Genomic DNA, 17,850 nt, shown 5'->3' on the forward strand with positions numbered 1-17,850 from the left:
AGGGTATGGCAGACTGCTCTACCCGTGGCGCATGAGGCGCCTTTTTTATCCTGGAGTTCACCCCAATGAGCATCAAACGTTTCGGTACCGGCGCCGTGGGCGCAGGCGGTCAGCCTTTGCCTTTCGCTCGTGCAGTAGAAGCCGATGGCTGGTTGCACGTATCCGGCCAGGTTGCCATGGAAAACGGTGAAATCATTAACGGAGGGATTGTCGAGCAAACCCACAAAACCATGCAGAACCTCATCGCTATCCTCGAAGAAGCCGGTTATGGCCTTGAGGATGTGGTCCGCGCTGGCGTATGGCTGCAAGACCCTCGCGACTTCTGGAGCTTCAACAAGGTGTTCGCCGCGTATTTCAAAAGCGAACATGCCCCGGCCCGCGCCTGTGTGCAGGCAATGATGATGGTCGACTGCAAGGTCGAGATCGACTGTATCGCCTATAAGGCCAAACGCTGAAACCCGAGGACTTGAATGTGTCGAACCCACAGGTACTCAAAGGCGCAGCTAACCCCGCCGACCATTTGGTGCGTGACGTAAGCCTGCCCGCGCTGGTGATCCACCGTGACGCGCTGGAGCACAATATTGGCTGGATGCAGGATTTCGTTACCCGCAGTGGTGCGGTACTGGCCCCACACGGCAAAACCAGCATGGCCCCGGCGCTGTTTCGTCGCCAGCTGGAGCTGGGCGCCTGGGGCCTGACCCTGGCCACGGCAGTGCAAACCTGCACCGCCTATGCCGCCGGGGTACGGCGAGTACTGATGGCCAACCAACTGGTGGGCCGGGCTAACATGGCACTGATTGCCGATTTGCAGGCAGACCCGGTATTCGAATTTCACTGCATGGTCGATCACCCTGACAACGTGGCGGCCCTGGGTGCTTATTTTGCCGAGCGCGGCCAGCGCTTGAACGTGATGATCGAATACGGCGTGGTAGGTGGGCGTTGTGGCTGCCGCAGCGAACAGGAAGTGATGGCCCTGGCGGCTGCGATCGAGGCCCAACCAGCGTTGGCCCTGACCGGCATCGAAGGTTATGAAGGGGTAATTCACGGCGAACAGGCGGTCAGCGGGATTCGCCAGTTTGCTGCTTCGTTGGTGCGTCTGGCCCTGCAACTGCAGAGGGACGGCGCATTTGCACTGGATAAGCCGATCATTACTGCGTCGGGCTCGGCCTGGTATGACCTGATTGCCAAGGGCTTCGAGGCCGAGGCTGCCAGCGGGCGTTTTCTCAGTGTGTTGCGCCCTGGCAGTTATGTGGTCCACGACCACGGCATCTACAAGGATGCGCAGTGCTGTGTGCTGGAGCGTCGCAGTGATCTGCACGAGGGGTTGCGCCCGGCGCTGGAGGTTTGGGCCCACGTACAGTCGTTGCCTGAACCCGGTTTTGCGGTGATTGCGCTGGGCAAGCGTGACGTGGCCTTTGATGCGGGCCTGCCGCTGCCGCTAAAGCGTTATCGAGAAGGCGTGTTGCCGGCAGTGGGTGAGGACATCAGCGGCTGCAAGGTCACGGCGGTAATGGATCAACATGCCTTTATGTCGATTGCTGCGGGTACGCAGCTGCGTGTAGGCGACATCATCAGCTTTGGCACCTCGCATCCTTGCCTGACCTTCGACAAGTGGCGCACGGGGTGCCTGGTGGATGAGCAGTTCACTGTGATCGAGAGCTTTGCAATCGAGTTCTGATTTACGGCTGGGCGCATAACCTGTGGGAGCGAGCCTGCTCGCGATGGCATCAGCGCGGTTTGCTTGACAGATCACCGCCTGCATCGCGAGCAGGCTCGCTCCCACAATGACCTCTGCAAAGTTTGAGTTTTGTGGGTGCTGCCAAATCTGATCCAGACAAGTCAATGATAGGAGCGGTTGTGTTTCAGTCCCGGTAAAACACCTGCACCAGGTGATAGCCGAACTTGCTCTTGACCGGGCCGTGCACCACTCGCAGCGGCTTTTTAAAGATGATCTGGTCGATAATGCCGACCATCTGCCCCGGCCGCACTTCCCCCAGATCACCGCCACGTTTGCCCGACGGGCAGGTGGAGAATTTTTTCGCCAGCACATCGAAGGCTTCGCCCTTGGCGATGCGTTGCTTGAGCGATTCGGCTTCTTCGGCGGTTTTCACCAGAATATGGCGGGCTTGAGCTTTCATGGGATCTTTACCTTGGAACTGTGGGGCATAGTGCGCGGGCGCGGATTATGCCTGAGTTTTCCCCGGGAGGCAGTGATAGCGCGGCAGGTACAGGCACACGCGGGTGCCACATCCGCTCTTGCTGTTGATACTGACATGCCCGCCCGACTGCTGGGCAAATCCGTAAATCATCGATAACCCGAGCCCCGTACCTAGGCCAACCGGCTTGGTGGTGAAGAAGGGGTCAAAGGCCTTGGCAAGAATTTGCGGGGTCATGCCGGAGCCGTTGTCACGGACCTCGAGCATCACGTAGTCGCCTGAACTGACCGATTCCAGGGTGCCGAGATCGCTGGCATCGAGATACTGGTTGGCCGTTTTGACCACCAGGGTTCCACCGTCGGGCATCGCGTCGCGGGCGTTGATCATCAGATTGAGCAGGGCACTTTCGAGCTGGCCGGTGTCGGTGTTGACCGGCCAGATGTTCTGGCCCAGTTCGAGGATCAGGTCGATATGGGTGCCTTTGGTGCTGCTGAACAGCGTTTGCAGCGACCTGACCAGCTGGTTAGGGTCCAGCGGTTTGCGGTCCAGTGACTGGCGGCGGGAGAACGTCAGCAGGCGGTTGGTCAACGCGGCGGCACGCTGGGCGGAATTCACCGCGGTATCGGCAAAACGCTGCACTTCATCAATGCGGCCAGCAGTAATGTAGCGCTTCATCAAATCCAGGCTGGTGATAATCCCGGTCAGCATATTATTGAAATCATGGGCGATACCGCCGGTCAACTGGCCCACAGCTTCCATTTTTTGCGCATGCCGCAGGGCCTCTTCCGCCCGCTCGCGTTCCTGCATCTCGCGTTGCAACTGCTGGTTGGCCTCAGCCAGTTCCCGGGTGCGTTCGGCTACACGCTCCTCAAGGGTTTCGTTCAGCTCAAGCAAGGCTTGACGGGTGGCGTTGGCCTGCAAGCGTTGGCGCCGTCTTGAACTCTTGATTGCCATGGTAGGTCCTGAGAGCGAATCTCGAAATATGCCTATTTAATGCTCGATCCAGGCTAAAGCCCATTAAGCATGCTGCAAGGCTCTATCTTGCCCGTGCGACTAAGGTCCAATGAGGCGCGGGCTAAGCCTTTCGTACAATTGCGCCCCTTTTTTGGGTTGAACAATCGCACGGATCCGCAGTGTGTCTTCGATCGATTTTATCTTGCCAATGTTTGGCGCTGGAGCTTGTACATGGTTCATCCTTTTTCATTGTTGGCGCAGAGCCGGGTAACACACTTGGGCGCGCTGGCAGTGTGTGCCGGTTTTGCTGCGCAGTCACAGGCCGCCGGTTTTTTTGAAGACAGCAGCGCCAAACTGGAAGCGCGTACGGTGTACTTCAATCGCGACTTTCGCGATGGCAGCAGCTCAAACCCCCAAGGTGCCTCCAAGCGCGATGAAACGGCGCAAGGGTTTATCCTCAACCTGCAATCGGGCTACACCGAAGGTACCGTCGGGTTTGGCCTTGATGCATTGGGCATGCTGGGTCTGAAACTGGACTCCAGCCCGGCTGACAGTAACAGCGGCCTATTGCCTTCGACCGGCAGCGATCCGCGTCGTTCCAAGGATCAATACGCGAAATTCGGTTTGACCGCCAAGATGCGCGTGTCGCAAACCGTGCTCAAGTACGGCGCGCTGCTGCCCGACCTGCCGTTGCTCAAGTACAACGATGGACGCTTGCTGCCGAACATGTTCAATGGCGCCATGCTGGTGTCCCAGGAAATCAAGGATCTGAAGTTCATGGCTTCGCGCCTTGATCGCTATACGGCTCGTGATTCTACCGACTCCCAGGACTTGCGTCTGAACTGCAAGAACAAGCGCTATGCCTGCAATATCACCGCCGATCATTTCACTATGTACGGGCTGGACTACAAGGTTAACGAGCGTCTGACCGCGCAGTATCACTACGCTGAACTGCAAGACATCTACCGTCAGCAATTTATCGGTTTGCTGGCCAGCCAGCCGGTTGGTCCGGGTGTGCTCTCAGCCGATGTACGTGTGCTTAAAAGTGATGACGCAGGTTCGGCCAAGGCTTCAACCATCGATAACCGGGCGCTTGGCGCCATGCTCGGTTACTCGCTGGGCGGGCATAAAGTCAGCGCGGGCTGGCAGCGCATGAACGGCGAGACGTCGATGCCGTACCTGGATGGCAGCAACCCGTATCTGGTCAACTATTTGCAGGTCAATGACTTTGCCAATGCCCAGGAGCGCTCCTGGCAATTGCGTTACGACTATGACTTCAAGGCCATTAGCATTGACGGTTTGTCGTTCCTGACCCGCTATGTGAATGGCGATCACATCAAAGTGGTTGGCAGCAGCGAAGAAGGCAAAGAGTGGGAGCGCGACAGCGAGCTTAAATACATCGTGCAGAGCGGCACGTTCAAGGATGTCAGCCTGCGCTTGCGTAATGCGACCTACCGCACCAACTACGCCCAGTTCGCCCGCGACGTGGACGAAACCCGACTGATCGTCAGCTATAACCTGTCAATCCTGTAGATACTCTGTTCCAGATCAAGCCCCAGTGGGAGCGAGCCTGCTCGCGAATGATTTTCGCGAGCAGGCTCGCTCCCACGCTTGAAGTATCTATGTAGCCGCTGAGGAGCTACGGGTTGTGGGGGGTTACAGCTGCGTGCGATATGGCAGGTCCGGGCCGGTTTTGCTGCAGGTGAGGGCAGCGGCGCGTGTGGCGAAGTCGAGCAGGGCGTCCAGTTGTGACGCACTCAGCTGTTGCAACCCTTCGATGGAGTCCAGCTCATGCTCCGTCAGCCAGGCAATTACTGCGGCTTGAAAGGTATCGCCAGCACCCACGGTGTCCGCGACTTTTACCGTGCTAGCGAGGACAGTGCGCTGGCCATGCTCGCGGCTGAACACACTGGCGCCCTGGCTGCCACGGGTCAGAAATACCAGTTGGCAACGATGGCCCAGCCATGAGCGGGCAATCTGCTGCGGGTCTTGCCCCGGATACAGCAGTTCAAGGTCTTCATCGCTGACTTTGATCACGTCGGCATAGGGGATCAGTTCACTGATCCGTTGGCGCCACACTTCAATATTCGGCTCAGGGTTGAGGCGCACATTGGGGTCGAGGCTGATCAGGCGGCGTCCACTTTCACGCTTGACCAGTTCCAGCAAGGTGTCGGCAATCGGTTGCACCACCAGCGAAAAAGACCCCACATGCAGCCCCCGCACTTCAGCGCCCAACAGCGGCAGATGCCGAGAATGCAATTGCCGGTCGGCGCAGCCTTCGCCGCGAAAGCTGTAGGCGGGCGAGCCGTTGGCATCCAGTGCGACCATGGCCAGGGTGGTTGGCGCTTCCATTTCCAGCAAGTAGCGATCACTCACGCCTTCGTCCAGCAACACTTGCTTCAAACGTTGGCCCAGGTAGTCAGTCGACAGCCCGGCAAACAGCGCCGTCTCGATCCCCAGGCGACGCAAGCCAACGGCTACGTTGAACGGCGAGCCTGCGGCAATGGCCTTGAACTCCATTTTATTGGCTTGCGCGCCGGTGTCCGCTTGCGCGAAAAAATCAAACAGTGCTTCGCCGCATATCACATACATATTTATTACTCGCTTAAGGTCGCGACCTGTTGTCGGTAGCGTCGATAGTAGTGTTCATAGGCCCGCATATTTTCGGGGGCGGGCCGGGTTTCGCTAGTGAGGTCCAGGCGCACGCAGCGCTGGCACAGCTGCGCCAGCGTTAGTGATCCTGCGCCGACACACCATGCCGCCTGGATTGCAGCGCCCAGGGCGGCGGCTTCGCTTTGCTCGGTGCAAACCACCGGGGTATCCATGATGTCGGCGACGATCTGGCGCCACAGCGGGCTTTTCGAGCCGCCGCCCACCAGCCGTATGGCGTGACTTTGCAAACCGTTATGGCGCAACAGGTCCAGACCGTAACGCAGGCCGTATGTGGTGCCTTCGATGGCCGCCCGGCACAGGTTGGCCTGGTTTAGATTGGTCAGGGTCAGCCCTTGAAAACTGCCCGTGGCGTTGGGTAGGGAGGGGACACGTTCGCCATTGAGAAACGGCAGCAGGCTGACCCCTTCAGCACCAATGGGTGACTGGCTGGCCAACCGATTGAAGGCGTCCAGCTGCAGCCCGAACAAATCGCGCACGGCGCTGGTGACATTGGTCAGGTTGAGGGTACAGATCAGAGGCAGCCAACCGCCGCTGGACGAACAGAAGCTGGCCACTACCGCGTCGGGGCTGACCTGTGGCTGCGGATCAAAGGCATACACGGTGCCAGACGAACCCAGGCTCATGGTGATGATTCCTGGCTCGATATTGCCGGTACCGATGGCCCCCAGCATATTGTCGCCACCACCGCTGGAGACCACCGCGCTGGGGTTTAGCCCCAGTAAACCGGCAATTTCCGGGCGCAAGCAACCGACCGGTTGGTGAGACTCGATCAATTCAGGCAAGGCGCGCTCAAGACGGCCGCCAGAGTCGATACGGCGCAGGATATCGAAGTCCCACTGGCGAGTGCGCACATTGAAGTACCCGGTGCCCGAGGCGTCCCCATACTCACTGCAACAACGGCCGGTGAGCCAGAAGTTCAGGTAATCGTGGGGCAGCAGGACGTGGGCGATTTGATCGAAGATTTCAGGATGATGGATTTTGGTCCAGAGCAGCTTGGAAACCGTATACCCCGGTGCAATCACCAGGCCCAGACGCTCCAGAGAACCGGCTTCGCCCCCCAGCCATTCCAGCAGTTGCTGATTTTGTGCGGTGGACTCGGTATCGCACCAAAGTTTGGCTGGGCGCAAGACTTCGCCGTGCCTGTCCAGCAGCACCAGCCCGTGTTGCTGGCCGCTGACGCCAATACCCTGAATCTGCTGGCCGCTGACTCCGGCCTCAGCCAAGGCCTGGCGGGTGGCCTCTTGCAGTGCGTGCAGCCATTGCCCGGTGTCTTGCTCGCGGCGTCCGTGCTCGCCCTGGATCAGCGTATGCGGCGCCGCGCCCAGTCCTAAGGTCTGGCCGGACTCGCTGTCGAGAATCAGGACCTTGGTGCCCTGGGTGCCGCAGTCGATGCCTAGATACATCTTTGAAGTCCTCGGTTAAGGCAGTTAGCGAGCGCTGATCCCATCGCGGTCTATAAGCTGTTCCAGGGTTTTACTCACCCCTCGTTCACGCAAGCTGTTCAGGCACCACTCAAACGCTGCCACAAATTCCGCCGAGTGAGGAATCGTGGTGCCAAAAATCTCTTCCACCGCCAATAACCGCTGCACGATCAGCGCATCATCGGCGACCAACGCCTGACAAAATGCCGCCCGTGGATCAGGAATGGCATAGGTCTGGCCATTCTCGTCGACACCCTTGAGGTACAACGCCCACGCTGCCACCACCAGGGCTGCGCGCTTCAACTCGGCGCCATCGCTGATCAGGCGGTTAATGGTGGGGATGGTGAACTTGGGAAACTTCGACGAACCATCCGAGCAGACGCGCTCCAACTGGTCGGCAATGGCCTGGTTGGAGAAGCGCTGCACCAGGGTCTGTTTATAGGCAGCAAGGTCAATGCCGGGCACCGGCGCCAGTTGTGGGGTTACGTCCAGGTCCATATAGGCGCGCATATAGGCCACAAACAGCGGGTCGTTCATGGTCTCGTGGACGAAGCGATAACCTTTGAGAAACCCCAGATACGTCAGCGCCAGATGACTACCATTGAGCAGTTTGATTTTCATCTCTTCGTAGGGCGTAACGTCGTCGGTAAGTTGCACGCCTACGGTTTCCCAGGCCGGGCGGCCATCGGCGAATTTGTCTTCCAGTACCCATTGGATAAACGGCTCGCAGACCACTGGCCAGGCATCGTCGATCCCCAATTGATCGTGCAGTTGCAAGCGGTGGGCGTTACTGGTCATGGGCGTGATGCGGTCGACCATCGCATTGGGGAAACTGACGTTGGCGCCAATCCAGTCATGCAAACTCGCATCGCTCAGTGCGGCATAGGCCAGCAGAGCCTTGCGTGCCACATTGCCGTTGTGTGGCAGGTTATCGCAGGACATCACGGTAAATGCCCGAACGCCGTTGGCCCGACGTTGGCCGAGGGCGGCACAGAGCACACCAAAGACCGTTTTCGGTGCCTTGGGGTGGGCCAGGTCGTACTGGATTTGCGGCAACGCGACCATAAACTCGCCGTTGCTGTCGTCGATGCAATAACCGCCCTCGGTGATGGTCAGCGAGACGATGCGAATCGCCGGGCTGGCCAGTTTGTCGATCAGTGTTTCAATACTGTCTTCAGCCAGCAGCATGTCACTGATGGAGCCGATGACGCGGCTTTGGGTGTCGTCGCTGTCGCCCAGTTCGAACAGGGTATAGAGGTAGTCCTGTTCGGCCAGATCGTCACGCACCTTGCGGTCCTCGGAGCGCAGGCCGATACCGCAGATGCTCCAGTCCAGATCGCGGCTCTGGTTCATCAGGGCATCGGTGTAAAACGCCTGATGGGCGCGGTGAAAACCGCCCACCCCGATATGGGCGATGCCGTGCTGCGTATTGCTCGCCAGGTAGGTTGGCTTGGCCACTTTGTCGTTGAGATTGTCGAGGTTTCGGCGATTGAGTTTCATGGGTGCAATCTCATTAAATTAGGCAGCTGCGCGCAATGGGCGGGTAAGGGCCAGGCCGTCAGCATCGAATAAATGGCAATGTTCGCTGTCCAGGTGCAGGTGCAGCTGTTCGCCATAGCGGCTGGCCATATCCCCACGGATGCGCATGGTCAGCGGCTCGCCACAGGCAGTATTGACATGGCAATAGGTGTCGCTGCCCAAGCGTTCGCCTACGTCGGCAGTGACGGTCAGGCTGCACTCGCCGGGCTTGGCGAGGTTCAGGTGTTCAGGGCGAATGCCCAGGGTGACCGGGCTTCCCAAGCTCAGCGAGGGGCCGCTCAGGGGCAGTTGAATGCGGGTTCCGGCGTCCAGCTCGACTTCACAGCCCTGGCTGTCGAGGCGGCTGATCCGGCCTTTCAGAAAGCCCATTTTCGGTGTGCCCAGAAACCCGGCAACAAACAGATTGGCCGGCTGGTGATACAGATCGAGAGGTGAGCCGACCTGTTCGATTTTACCGGCATTGAGCACCACCACCTTGTCGGCCAGGGTCATGGCTTCGACCTGGTCGTGGGTCACGTAAATCATCGTCGCTTGCAGTTCCTGGTGCAGGCGCGCCAGCTCCAGGCGCATTTGTACCCGCAGTGCCGCGTCGAGGTTGGACAAGGGCTCGTCGAACAGAAAGATTTTCGGGTTGCGCACAATCGCTCGGCCAATTGCCACGCGCTGACGCTGACCACCGGACAAGTGTTTGGGCTTGCGCTCAAGCAAGGGAGCCAGTTCAAGAATGCGCGCCGCTTCGTTGACCTTTTTCTCCACCTCGGCCTTGGGTACGCCCGCCAGATCGAGGGCAAACGACATGTTTTTACGCACGCTCATATGCGGGTACAGGGCGTAGGTCTGGAACACCATCGCCAAATCGCGCTTGGCCGGGCTGACTTCGGTGATATCGCGACCATCCAGCTCGATGGTGCCGTCAGACACTTCCTCGAGCCCGGCGATCAGGCGCAGCAGCGTGGATTTACCACAGCCCGAAGGGCCGACAAAAACCACGAACTCGCGGTCATGCACTTCAAGGTCGATACCCTTGATAATGGAAAAGCCTTCAAAACCCTTTTGCAGATTCTTGATTTTCAGGTTGGCCATGATGGGCCTCCAGTCATTATTTTTATTTAACTGCGCCAAAGGACAAGCCGCGTACCAGCTGCTTCTGGCTGATCCAGCCGAAAATCAGGATGGGCGCGCAGGCCAGGGTCGATACCGCCGACAACTTGGCCCAGAACAGACCTTCGGGGCTGGAGTAGGACGCGATCAATGCAGTCAGCGGCGCCGCACTGGACGACGTCAGGTTCAGCGACCAGAAAGCCTCGTTCCAGCACAGGATCAACGACAGCAGCAGGGTTGAGGCCAGGCCGCCCTTGCTGATGGGCAGCAGCACTCGCACCACCTCTTGCCACAGGGTGGCACCGTCAAGGCGGGCGGCTTCGAGAATGTCCTTGGGGATGTCCTTGAAGTAGGTGTAAATCATCCACACCACAATCGGCAGGTTAATCAGGGTGTAGATGATGATCAGCGCGGTGCGCGTGTCGAGCAGGCCCAGGCTCTTGGCCAGCAGGTAGATCGGCATCAGCACGCCCACCGGCGGCAGCATTTTGGTGGAGAGCATCCACAGCAGCGTGCCCTTGGTCCGCTTGGTTTCATAGAACGCCATCGAATACGCGGCCGGGATGGCAATCAGCATGCACAGCGCGGTGGCGGTGAAGGAGATCACTACCGAGTTCCAGGCGAAGTGGAAATAGCCGCTGCGATCCTCGATATGCAGGTAGTTTTCCAGCGTCGGGGTGAAGATAAATTGCGGCGGCGTGGCGAACGCATCCAGCTCGGTTTTAAAGCTGGTCAGCACCATCCAGAAGATCGGGAAGAAGATCAGGATGGCGATGGCCCAGGCCAGGGTGCCAAGCAGCAGGCTTTGCAAGCGGCGCGATTGTTGAAGAGTCATCACTTTGCCCTCACGGCTTGTCTGTCAGGTTTTTGCCGAGCATGCGCACCAGAATGATGGCCGCGATATTGGCGATCACGACGGCAATCAAACCTCCGGCCGAGGCCATGCCCACATCGAACTGCACCAGTGCCTGGTTGTAGATCAGGTAGGCCAGGTTGGTCGATGCATAGCCGGGGCCACCGTTGGTGGTGGTGAAAATCTCGGCGAATACCGACAACAGAAAGATGGTTTCAATCATCACCACCACAGCGATCGGGCGCGCCAGGTGCGGCAGGGTCAGGTGCCAGAAAATCGCAATGGGCCCGGCGCCATCGAGGCGGGCAGCTTCTTTCTGTTCCTGGTCCAGCGACTGCATGGCAGTCATCAGGATCAGGATCGCGAAGGGCAACCATTGCCACGACACAATGATGATGATCGACAGCAGCGGGTAATGCGCCAGCCAGTCCACTGGTTGGGCGCCGAACAGCTTCCAGACGGCGGCCAGCACTCCGGAGACCGGGTGGAAAATCAGGTTTTTCCAGATCAGCGCGCCCACCGTGGGCATGATGAAAAATGGCGAGATCAGCAACACCCGCACAATCCCGCGGCCCATGAATTCGCTGGCTTCAAGCAGGGCGCTGATCAATACCCCGAGCACTACGCTGATCAGCAACACACTGCCTACCAGCAGCAGGGTATTGGTGGCCCCGGGCAGGAAGCCGGAATCGGTGAGAAAGTAGGTGAAGTTCTCCAGCCCCACAAACTGGTTTTCGCCGGGGTACAGCAGGTTGTAGCGGATCAGAGAAAAATACAGGGTCATGCCCAAGGGCACGATCATCCACAGCAGCAAGAGCGCCACTGAAGGGGTGACCAGAAACCAGCCGGGGTTGAACAGGCGGGATCGGCGAGCCGTTGGCAGGGCCTCCGGCGCTGTAATAACAGTTGAAGTTGTCATGGTGAATACACCTGAGTTGCTGTGCGTGGGAGCGAGCCTGCTTGCGAAGAAGTCGACGCGGTTTGACTGATCGCGAGCAGGCTCGCTCCCACAGGCCAAAATGTGCGGTTGGCAGTGCTACTTGGGGTAACCCGCCCGTTTCATTTCGCGCTCGGTGGTTTGCTGGGCGGCTGCCAGGGCTTGATCCACTGTGGTCTGGCCGATCAGGGCCGCGCTGAACAGCTTGCCGACCTGAGTGCCCACCGCCTGAAATTCGGGGATGGTGACCAGTTGAATACCCACATAAGGCACAGGTTTGAGGGTTGGGTCCTTCGGGTTGGCAACTTTCAGGGACTCGAGGGTGACCTTGGCAAACGGCGCGGCCTTGAGGTAAGCGTCGCTGTAGGTCGAGGCGCGGGTGCCCGGTGGTACATTGGCTACGCCGTCTTTTTCGGCAACCAATGCGCCATATTCCTTGGAGGTGGCCCAGGTGCTGAAGGTTTTGGCCGCATCCTTGGCTTTGGAACTGGTGGGGATGGCCAGCGCCCAGGAGTAAAGCCAGGCGCTGCCTTTGTCGGTTACCGCGTGCGGAGCGAAGGTGAAACCAACGTGCTCAGACACCTTGCTTTGGCTGCTGTCGGTGACAAACGAACCGGCGACACTGGCATCGACCCAGATCGCGCATTTGCCGCTGTTGAACAACGCCAGGTTTTCATTGAAACCATTGCTGGTCGCGCCCGGCGGGCCTGATGCTTTCATGGTGTTGACGTAAAAATTCAGGGCATTTTTCCATTCCGGTCCGGTGAACTCGGGCTGCCACTGTTCATTGAACCAGCGAGCCCCGTAGGCGTTGGCAATAGTGCTGATCAACGCCATGTTTTCACCCCAGCCCGCTTTGCCGCGCAGGCAGATACCGTATTGCTCCTGGGCAGGTTTGTTGAGGGTTTTGGCGAAGTCCGCGATCTGCTCCCAGGTTGGGTGTTCGGGCATGGTCAAGCCCGCGTCCTTGAACAGGTCAGTGCGGTAATAGGTCATCGAGCTTTCGGCATAGAACGGCAGGGCGTAAAGGGTGCCCTTGACCGACAAACCGTCGCGTACCGAGGGGAACACATCATCGAGGGCATAGGTGGCGGGCAGGTCGGTCATGGGTTCGAGCCAGCCTTTGGCGCCCCAGAGTGCGGCTTCGTACATGCCGATGGTCAGCACATCGAACTGGCCGCCTTGGGTGGCAATGTCAGTGGTCAGGCGTTGGCGCAATACGTTTTCTTCCAGCACCACCCAGTTCAGCTTGATCTCGGGGTGCTCGCTCTCGAAGATTTTCGCCAGTTTTTGCATGCGGATCATGTCGCTGTTGTTGACCGTGGCGATGGTCAGGGTCTGCGCGCCCAGGCTCAAGCCGCTGAGGGTCATGCACGTAGCGACACATAACGCTTTGACAGGAATATTCATTGAGCACTCCACTTCATCGGCCAGGCGGCTTTTGAAGGACGGTTATTGTTTTTATAGCGGCTCGCAAGGGGCAAGCGCCTGGGCCGATTACAGCCCTCAATCACCGTTGTGACAAATCACTGGCAACACTCAAACCGATACTATTTTGCACTGCGCAGGCGTTCATTCAGTCCTGGATGGTTTTGTTCGGTCAAACGCTGCACCGCCAGGCGTCGATAGTGTGACGGGGTCATGCCTTTTAGTTGCTGAAAACGGCGATTGAAGTTGGAAATATTGTTGAAACCCGACTCGAAGCAGACATCGGTGACCGGTTTTTCGCCATCGGCGAGCAGCTCGCAAGACTTGCTGATACGTAAGCGATTGACGAACTCGATAAAACAGCGCCCGGTGGCCTGCTTGAATACGCGGGAAAAGTAGGTGGGTTTCATGCCCATGTAGGCGGCCACCTCTTCAAGCGGCAGCTCTCGTGCGTAGTGGCTGAAGATATAGTCCACGGCCCGGTTGGTACGGTCGATGGTCTGTTCGTCGGCGAGTTGCCCGGCCATGACCCCTGACAGCAACTGGTAGTCATCACAGTCCGCCAGCAACTCCAGCAGAATCAAAAAGTGCCCCAGACGGGTGACGCCAGTGGAACTGGCAATGCATTGCATCAGGTCCACGGCCTTGCGCAGGGTGGCTTTGCAGCGAAACTCGATGCCGTAGTGGGAGCGCTCCAGCATCGGCGTCAGTGTTTTAAGCTCGGTAAACACTGATGCGGCGCCTTCGAGCAACTCATCGGTGAAATTCACCAGCATGTCGCGCGTGCTGATTACTTCGCCCTCGGTGATCTGGCTGATCCAGTTATGGGGCAGGTTGGGGCCGGTGAGGAACAATGTATCGGGGTAGAAATTGCCGATATAGTCGCCCACAAACACTTTGCCGCTGCTGGCGACAATCAGGTGCAGCTCGTATTCCTTGTGAAAGTGCCAGCGCACCAAGGGGCAGGGAAAACCATGCTGGCGATATATGATCGACAAGCCATTGTGGTCGTCCATCAGTTCGTAAGACGGGTCTGTAGCTCTGGCGAGTCGAGTCATGGGCTTAACCGTTTCAGGTTTTCTTGTTCCGGCGATGATGCCGCCTTCTCAAGCTTCCTGCCAGTCAAGGATAAAACGCGATGAAAACACTGTTGTTGATAGGGATGGGCGCTGGCGACCCTGAACACATCACCGTGCAGGCAATCAATGCGCTGAACCGCGTCGCCGTTTTTTTTGTGCTGGATAAGGGGCAGGCCACTGAAGACCTGGTGCGGCTGCGGCTGGAAATCTGCGAGCGCTATATTCGTGAGCCGGATTACCGCGTGGTGCAGGTCAGCGACCCCAAGCGCAACAACTCAACGCCTTCGTACACTCAGGGGGTTGAGGACTGGCATGAGCAGCGGGCCGAAGTGTTCACGAACTTGATCGAGAACCAGTTGGGCGAAGGCGAGTGCGGTGCATTCCTGCTGTGGGGTGAGCCGGGCTTGTACGACAGCACCTTGCGTATTTTGGATCGGGTACGGGCCAATGGCTGCAGCGGTTTCGACTATCAGGTGATTCCGGGCATCAGCAGTGTTCAGGCTTTGGCGGCGCGGCATCGGGTGCCGCTCAATGACATAGGCCAGCCGATTCGTATCACCACGGGTCGGCGTCTGGTGGCCGAAGACCTCGACAATGTGGTGGTGATGCTCGATGCCAACTGCGCGTTTCAGGCCTTTATCGATGAGGATCTGGATATTTACTGGGGCGCGTATATAGGCACTGCGGACGAGATTTTGATTGCCGGCAAGCTGGCTGACGTGTGTGAGCAGATCAAGCAAACCCGTGAAGCTGCACGCCAGCGCAAGGGTTGGATCATGGATACCTACCTGCTCAGGCGTACACACTGACCTACTGGTGGGGTCTTTTATACGGTGCTTGGACGGTTCTTGGCTTCGATCCACTGCGACATGTATTGGGTACTTTTGTGCTGGTGATGACGCAGCATCGCCCCGGTAAAGTTGTTGCGCCGATGTTGCTCAAGCCCCGCGCGGCAGGCTTCGATGCGCTGCACCAGCGCCGGGCCGTGTTCGCTTTGCAGGTAGCGGGCCTCAAGCAATGCCTGGCCATGGCGTTGGGCCTGATGCCAGGATTCGGAGTTCTGGTACAGCTCAACCGCAGCCGCGGCAATCGCGCTGGCACTCTGTTCGATGGCGCCGGCCCACGGCAAATCGCCGTGCATGCCTTCGGCGCCCACCGGGGTGGTCACGTTGGGGGTTCCGCAAAGCATGGCGTCAGCAATCTTGCCCTTGATCCCCGCGCCAAATCGCAGCGGAGCCATGCAAATGCGCGCATTGCTCATCACTTCAAGGGCATCTTCAGCCCAGTTGAGCACGTGAAAACCCTGCGCCGGATTGTGCAACGCGGTGGCTTTAGGTGGGGTATAAGCACCGTAGACATGCAGTTGCGCTGTCGGCAGTTGCTGGCGGATCAGGGGCCAGATATGAGTCTTCATCCATAGCACCGCGTCCCAGTTCGGTGCATGACGAAAGTTGCCGATGCTCAGGAAGTGCTGGCGCTGTTCATAGGGCACGAACTCGGCGGGCACGCTGTCGACCATTAGCGGGCACCAGTGCAGCAGGGCCTTGGGTACATGGAACTGCTCGACCAGCAGGTCTATCTCGTATTCGGAAATCATCAGGTTCAGGTCGCTGCGATAGATCGCGGCGATTTCCCGTTGTGCCAGATCAGCGTCTGCCATCTGTTCGAAAGTTTCGCGTTGCGCAGGGGCGAACAGGCTGCTGAAGTCGTCCTGTTCGGTGTTTTGCTTGAGGCGCGCCTTGAGCTGTTGCTGACGGGCGTCACGCAAGCTTTGCAGGTCGGAGGTTTCCAGCACGCGCAAGGCCTGCGGGCAGTGCTTCTCGACACGCCAGCCAAACTGCTCCTCCATCATGAATCGGTCGAACAGCACGATATCCGGGGCCAGTTCAGTGATAAAGGCATCAAAGCTGCTGTTATTGAGTTCGATGGTCACTTCATCGATGCCCAGCACAGCCAGGTCGGCCTTGTGCTCGCCGATACCGGCCGGGCTGCTGAAGGTGATCTGCCAGCCTTGCTGCAAAAAGCTCTCGATGATTTGCATCATGTGCCCGCCTGCCGCCGAAGAGCGCGGTTCAGGCCACACGTAACCAATAATCAGGACGTGGGTCGGTTTAGAGGCGGGCATGGGCAGATCCTTGAAGCGTGGCGGCTGAAAAAAGGCGGCAATTAAACCACAACTCATGAGCCAGCACCGTAGCCGCAGCCTCGCTCCTCAGCGACAGAGATACTTCAATTGTGGGAGTGAGCCTGCTCGCGAAGAGCATTCGCGAACAGGCTCACTCCCATAAGGGGCTTGACCCGCAATAGAGTATCTACAGCGTGTTGACCTGTTACAAAGCACTGCGTAGCCTTGCGGGTTCGAGGTTCTTCGCCACGCGAAGCTAAGAAGGGAACGCGGTATGCCGCGGCTGCCCCCGCAACTGTAAACGGTCATTGACCCTGCAATGCCACTGCCTCACAGGCGGGAAGGCGCAGGGTTGTGCATCATCAGCTTGATGCACAGCCGTAAGCCAGGAGACCTGCCTCGTGACAGATTCTTACTTCAACCGGGCGGGGTGATCCGGTGGCGAAGACTGACCGCGCTCTGCCTGCGGTCGTCGTCCCGTATGCCCGCCGCTTTGCCAAAGGGCATCCGATGAAAACACTGGCCAAAACCCCTGTCACGATCGTTACCGGCTTTCTCGGTTCGGGCAAAACCACGTTGCTCCGTCATATGCTCGATAACGCTCAGGGCCGCCGCATCGCCGTGATCGTTAATGAGTTCGGTGAGCTGGGCATCGACGGCGAAATCCTCAAGCAGTGCAGCATCGGTTGCACCGAAGAAGAAGCCAACGGTCGTGTTTATGAACTGGCTAACGGCTGCCTGTGCTGCACCGTGCAGGAAGAATTCTTCCCGGTGATGCGCGAGCTGGTGGCGCGTCGTGGCGATATCGACCATATCCTGATCGAAACCTCGGGCCTGGCCCTGCCCAAACCACTGGTTCAGGCCTTCCAGTGGCCGGAAATCCGCAGCGCCTGCACCGTTGATGCGGTGATTACCGTGGTCGACAGCCCGGCTGTGGCCGCTGGCACTTTTGCGGCGTTCCCGGATCAGGTGGATGCCCAACGCAAACTTGATCCGAACCTGGATCACGAGTCGCCGCTGCACGAACTGTTTGCTGACCAACTGGCCAGCGCCGACCTGGTTATCCTCAACAAGGCTGATCTGATCAGCCCTGAAGACCTGGCAAAAGTACGTGCCGAAGTTTCTGAAGAACTGCCGCCTGCGGTCAAGATCATCGAAGCCAGCAGCGGCCGCTTGCCACTGGACGTATTGCTGGGCCTGGGCGCAGGTTCGGAAGATCATATCGATGGCCGCCACAGCCACCACGACCATCACCACGACGGCGATGACGACCACGATGATCACGACCATGATGCCTTCGACTCGATTTCCATCGAGCTGCCACAGGGCGAAGAACGCGTATTGATGGAGGCCCTGACCCAACTGGTGGTCAAGCACGGGATTCTGCGGGTCAAAGGCTTTGCCGCAATCCCGGGCAAGCCGATGCGTTTGCTGATCCAGGGTGTGGGCACACGCTTTGACAAGCACTTCGACCGCGCCTGGGGCAGCGATGAAGCGCGCACCACCAAACTGGTACTGATCGGCCAGGATCTGGACGCGGCACTGCTTGAATCCACCTTGCGTACAGCGTTGAGCGTATAAGCC

The 17,850-nt window shown here is 58.6% G+C and carries 15 protein-coding genes, 1 pseudogene and 1 riboswitch; of the genes and pseudogenes, 5 read left to right on the forward strand and 11 right to left on the reverse strand.

Features of this window, described 5'->3' with window-relative positions; translation table 11 throughout:
- Window positions 1-65 precede the first annotated feature (65 nt).
- Window positions 66-455 carry a RidA family protein gene (locus N7D90_RS11325; protein ID WP_261742240.1) on the forward strand — a complete coding sequence of 130 codons (390 nt, stop codon included), beginning with the start codon at window positions 66-68 and terminating at the stop codon, window positions 453-455.
- Window positions 456-466: 11 nt separating this feature from the next.
- Window positions 467-1,678, forward strand: a complete 1,212-nt coding sequence (locus N7D90_RS11330) for an amino acid deaminase (RefSeq protein ID WP_261742241.1) — start codon at window positions 467-469, stop codon at window positions 1,676-1,678.
- A gap of 184 nt (window positions 1,679-1,862) precedes the next feature.
- Here N7D90_RS11330 and N7D90_RS11335 read toward each other — a convergent pair whose 3' ends face one another.
- Together N7D90_RS11335 and N7D90_RS11340 are read right to left on the reverse strand one after the other, a co-directional pair.
- Entirely contained in the window at window positions 1,863-2,138 is a 276-nt protein-coding gene (locus N7D90_RS11335; protein ID WP_083369510.1) for a peptidylprolyl isomerase, read from the reverse strand.
- A 72-nt stretch (window positions 2,139-2,210) separates the two neighbouring features.
- Window positions 2,211-3,062: pseudogene (locus N7D90_RS11340) on the reverse strand (sensor histidine kinase); the annotation flags it as partial.
- A gap of 279 nt (window positions 3,063-3,341) precedes the next feature.
- On the opposite strand from N7D90_RS11340, the gene N7D90_RS11345 reads away from it, so the two are divergent.
- Entirely contained in the window at window positions 3,342-4,643 is a 1,302-nt protein-coding gene (locus N7D90_RS11345) for an OprD family porin (protein WP_261742242.1), read from the forward strand.
- A 123-nt stretch (window positions 4,644-4,766) separates the two neighbouring features.
- Here N7D90_RS11345 and N7D90_RS11350 read toward each other — a convergent pair whose 3' ends face one another.
- From N7D90_RS11350 to N7D90_RS11385, 8 genes are all read right to left on the reverse strand, one after another.
- On the reverse strand, window positions 4,767-5,702 hold the full coding sequence (locus N7D90_RS11350; RefSeq protein ID WP_261742243.1) for a carbohydrate kinase family protein: 936 nt from the start codon (window positions 5,700-5,702) through the stop codon (window positions 4,767-4,769).
- 5 nt (window positions 5,703-5,707) lie between these two features.
- Window positions 5,708-7,186 carry a xylulokinase gene (xylB, locus tag N7D90_RS11355; protein WP_261742244.1) on the reverse strand — a complete coding sequence of 493 codons (1,479 nt, stop codon included), beginning with the start codon at window positions 7,184-7,186 and terminating at the stop codon, window positions 5,708-5,710.
- A gap of 24 nt (window positions 7,187-7,210) precedes the next feature.
- Window positions 7,211-8,704 (reverse strand): mannitol dehydrogenase family protein, encoded by a 1,494-nt coding sequence (locus N7D90_RS11360; protein WP_261742245.1) that lies wholly within the window; start codon window positions 8,702-8,704, stop codon window positions 7,211-7,213.
- Between the two features lie 18 nt (window positions 8,705-8,722).
- Window positions 8,723-9,826 carry an ABC transporter ATP-binding protein gene (locus N7D90_RS11365; protein ID WP_261742246.1) on the reverse strand — a complete coding sequence of 368 codons (1,104 nt, stop codon included), beginning with the start codon at window positions 9,824-9,826 and terminating at the stop codon, window positions 8,723-8,725.
- A gap of 22 nt (window positions 9,827-9,848) precedes the next feature.
- Complete coding sequence (locus N7D90_RS11370) at window positions 9,849-10,682, reverse strand: carbohydrate ABC transporter permease (protein WP_261742247.1); 834 nt, start codon at window positions 10,680-10,682, stop codon at window positions 9,849-9,851.
- 7 nt (window positions 10,683-10,689) lie between these two features.
- The gene (locus N7D90_RS11375) at window positions 10,690-11,616 is read right to left on the reverse strand and encodes a carbohydrate ABC transporter permease (protein ID WP_261742248.1); all 927 of its coding nucleotides are present in this window, start codon (window positions 11,614-11,616) and stop codon (window positions 10,690-10,692) included.
- Between the two features lie 117 nt (window positions 11,617-11,733).
- On the reverse strand, window positions 11,734-13,044 hold the full coding sequence (locus tag N7D90_RS11380) for an ABC transporter substrate-binding protein (protein ID WP_261742249.1): 1,311 nt from the start codon (window positions 13,042-13,044) through the stop codon (window positions 11,734-11,736).
- A gap of 140 nt (window positions 13,045-13,184) precedes the next feature.
- The gene (locus N7D90_RS11385) at window positions 13,185-14,120 is read right to left on the reverse strand and encodes an AraC family transcriptional regulator (protein ID WP_261742250.1); all 936 of its coding nucleotides are present in this window, start codon (window positions 14,118-14,120) and stop codon (window positions 13,185-13,187) included.
- Window positions 14,121-14,200: 80 nt separating this feature from the next.
- Here N7D90_RS11385 and cobF point away from each other — a divergent pair, with 80 nt between their 5' ends.
- A complete protein-coding gene (gene cobF / locus N7D90_RS11390) occupies window positions 14,201-14,950 on the forward strand; it encodes a precorrin-6A synthase (deacetylating) (protein WP_261742251.1) in 750 nt (249 codons plus the stop codon).
- A 17-nt stretch (window positions 14,951-14,967) separates the two neighbouring features.
- Here cobF and N7D90_RS11395 read toward each other — a convergent pair whose 3' ends face one another.
- The gene (locus N7D90_RS11395) at window positions 14,968-16,266 is read right to left on the reverse strand and encodes a glycosyltransferase family 4 protein (protein WP_261742252.1); all 1,299 of its coding nucleotides are present in this window, start codon (window positions 16,264-16,266) and stop codon (window positions 14,968-14,970) included.
- A 219-nt stretch (window positions 16,267-16,485) separates the two neighbouring features.
- Window positions 16,486-16,683: riboswitch (cobalamin riboswitch) on the forward strand.
- A gap of 93 nt (window positions 16,684-16,776) precedes the next feature.
- On the opposite strand from N7D90_RS11395, the gene cobW reads away from it, so the two are divergent.
- Window positions 16,777-17,847 carry a cobalamin biosynthesis protein CobW gene (cobW, locus tag N7D90_RS11400; protein WP_261742423.1) on the forward strand — a complete coding sequence of 357 codons (1,071 nt, stop codon included), beginning with the start codon at window positions 16,777-16,779 and terminating at the stop codon, window positions 17,845-17,847.
- Window positions 17,848-17,850: the final 3 nt, after the last annotated feature.

Source organism: Pseudomonas fragi, from assembly GCF_025426255.1.
Lineage (GTDB): Bacteria > Pseudomonadota > Gammaproteobacteria > Pseudomonadales > Pseudomonadaceae > Aquipseudomonas > Aquipseudomonas kulmbachensis.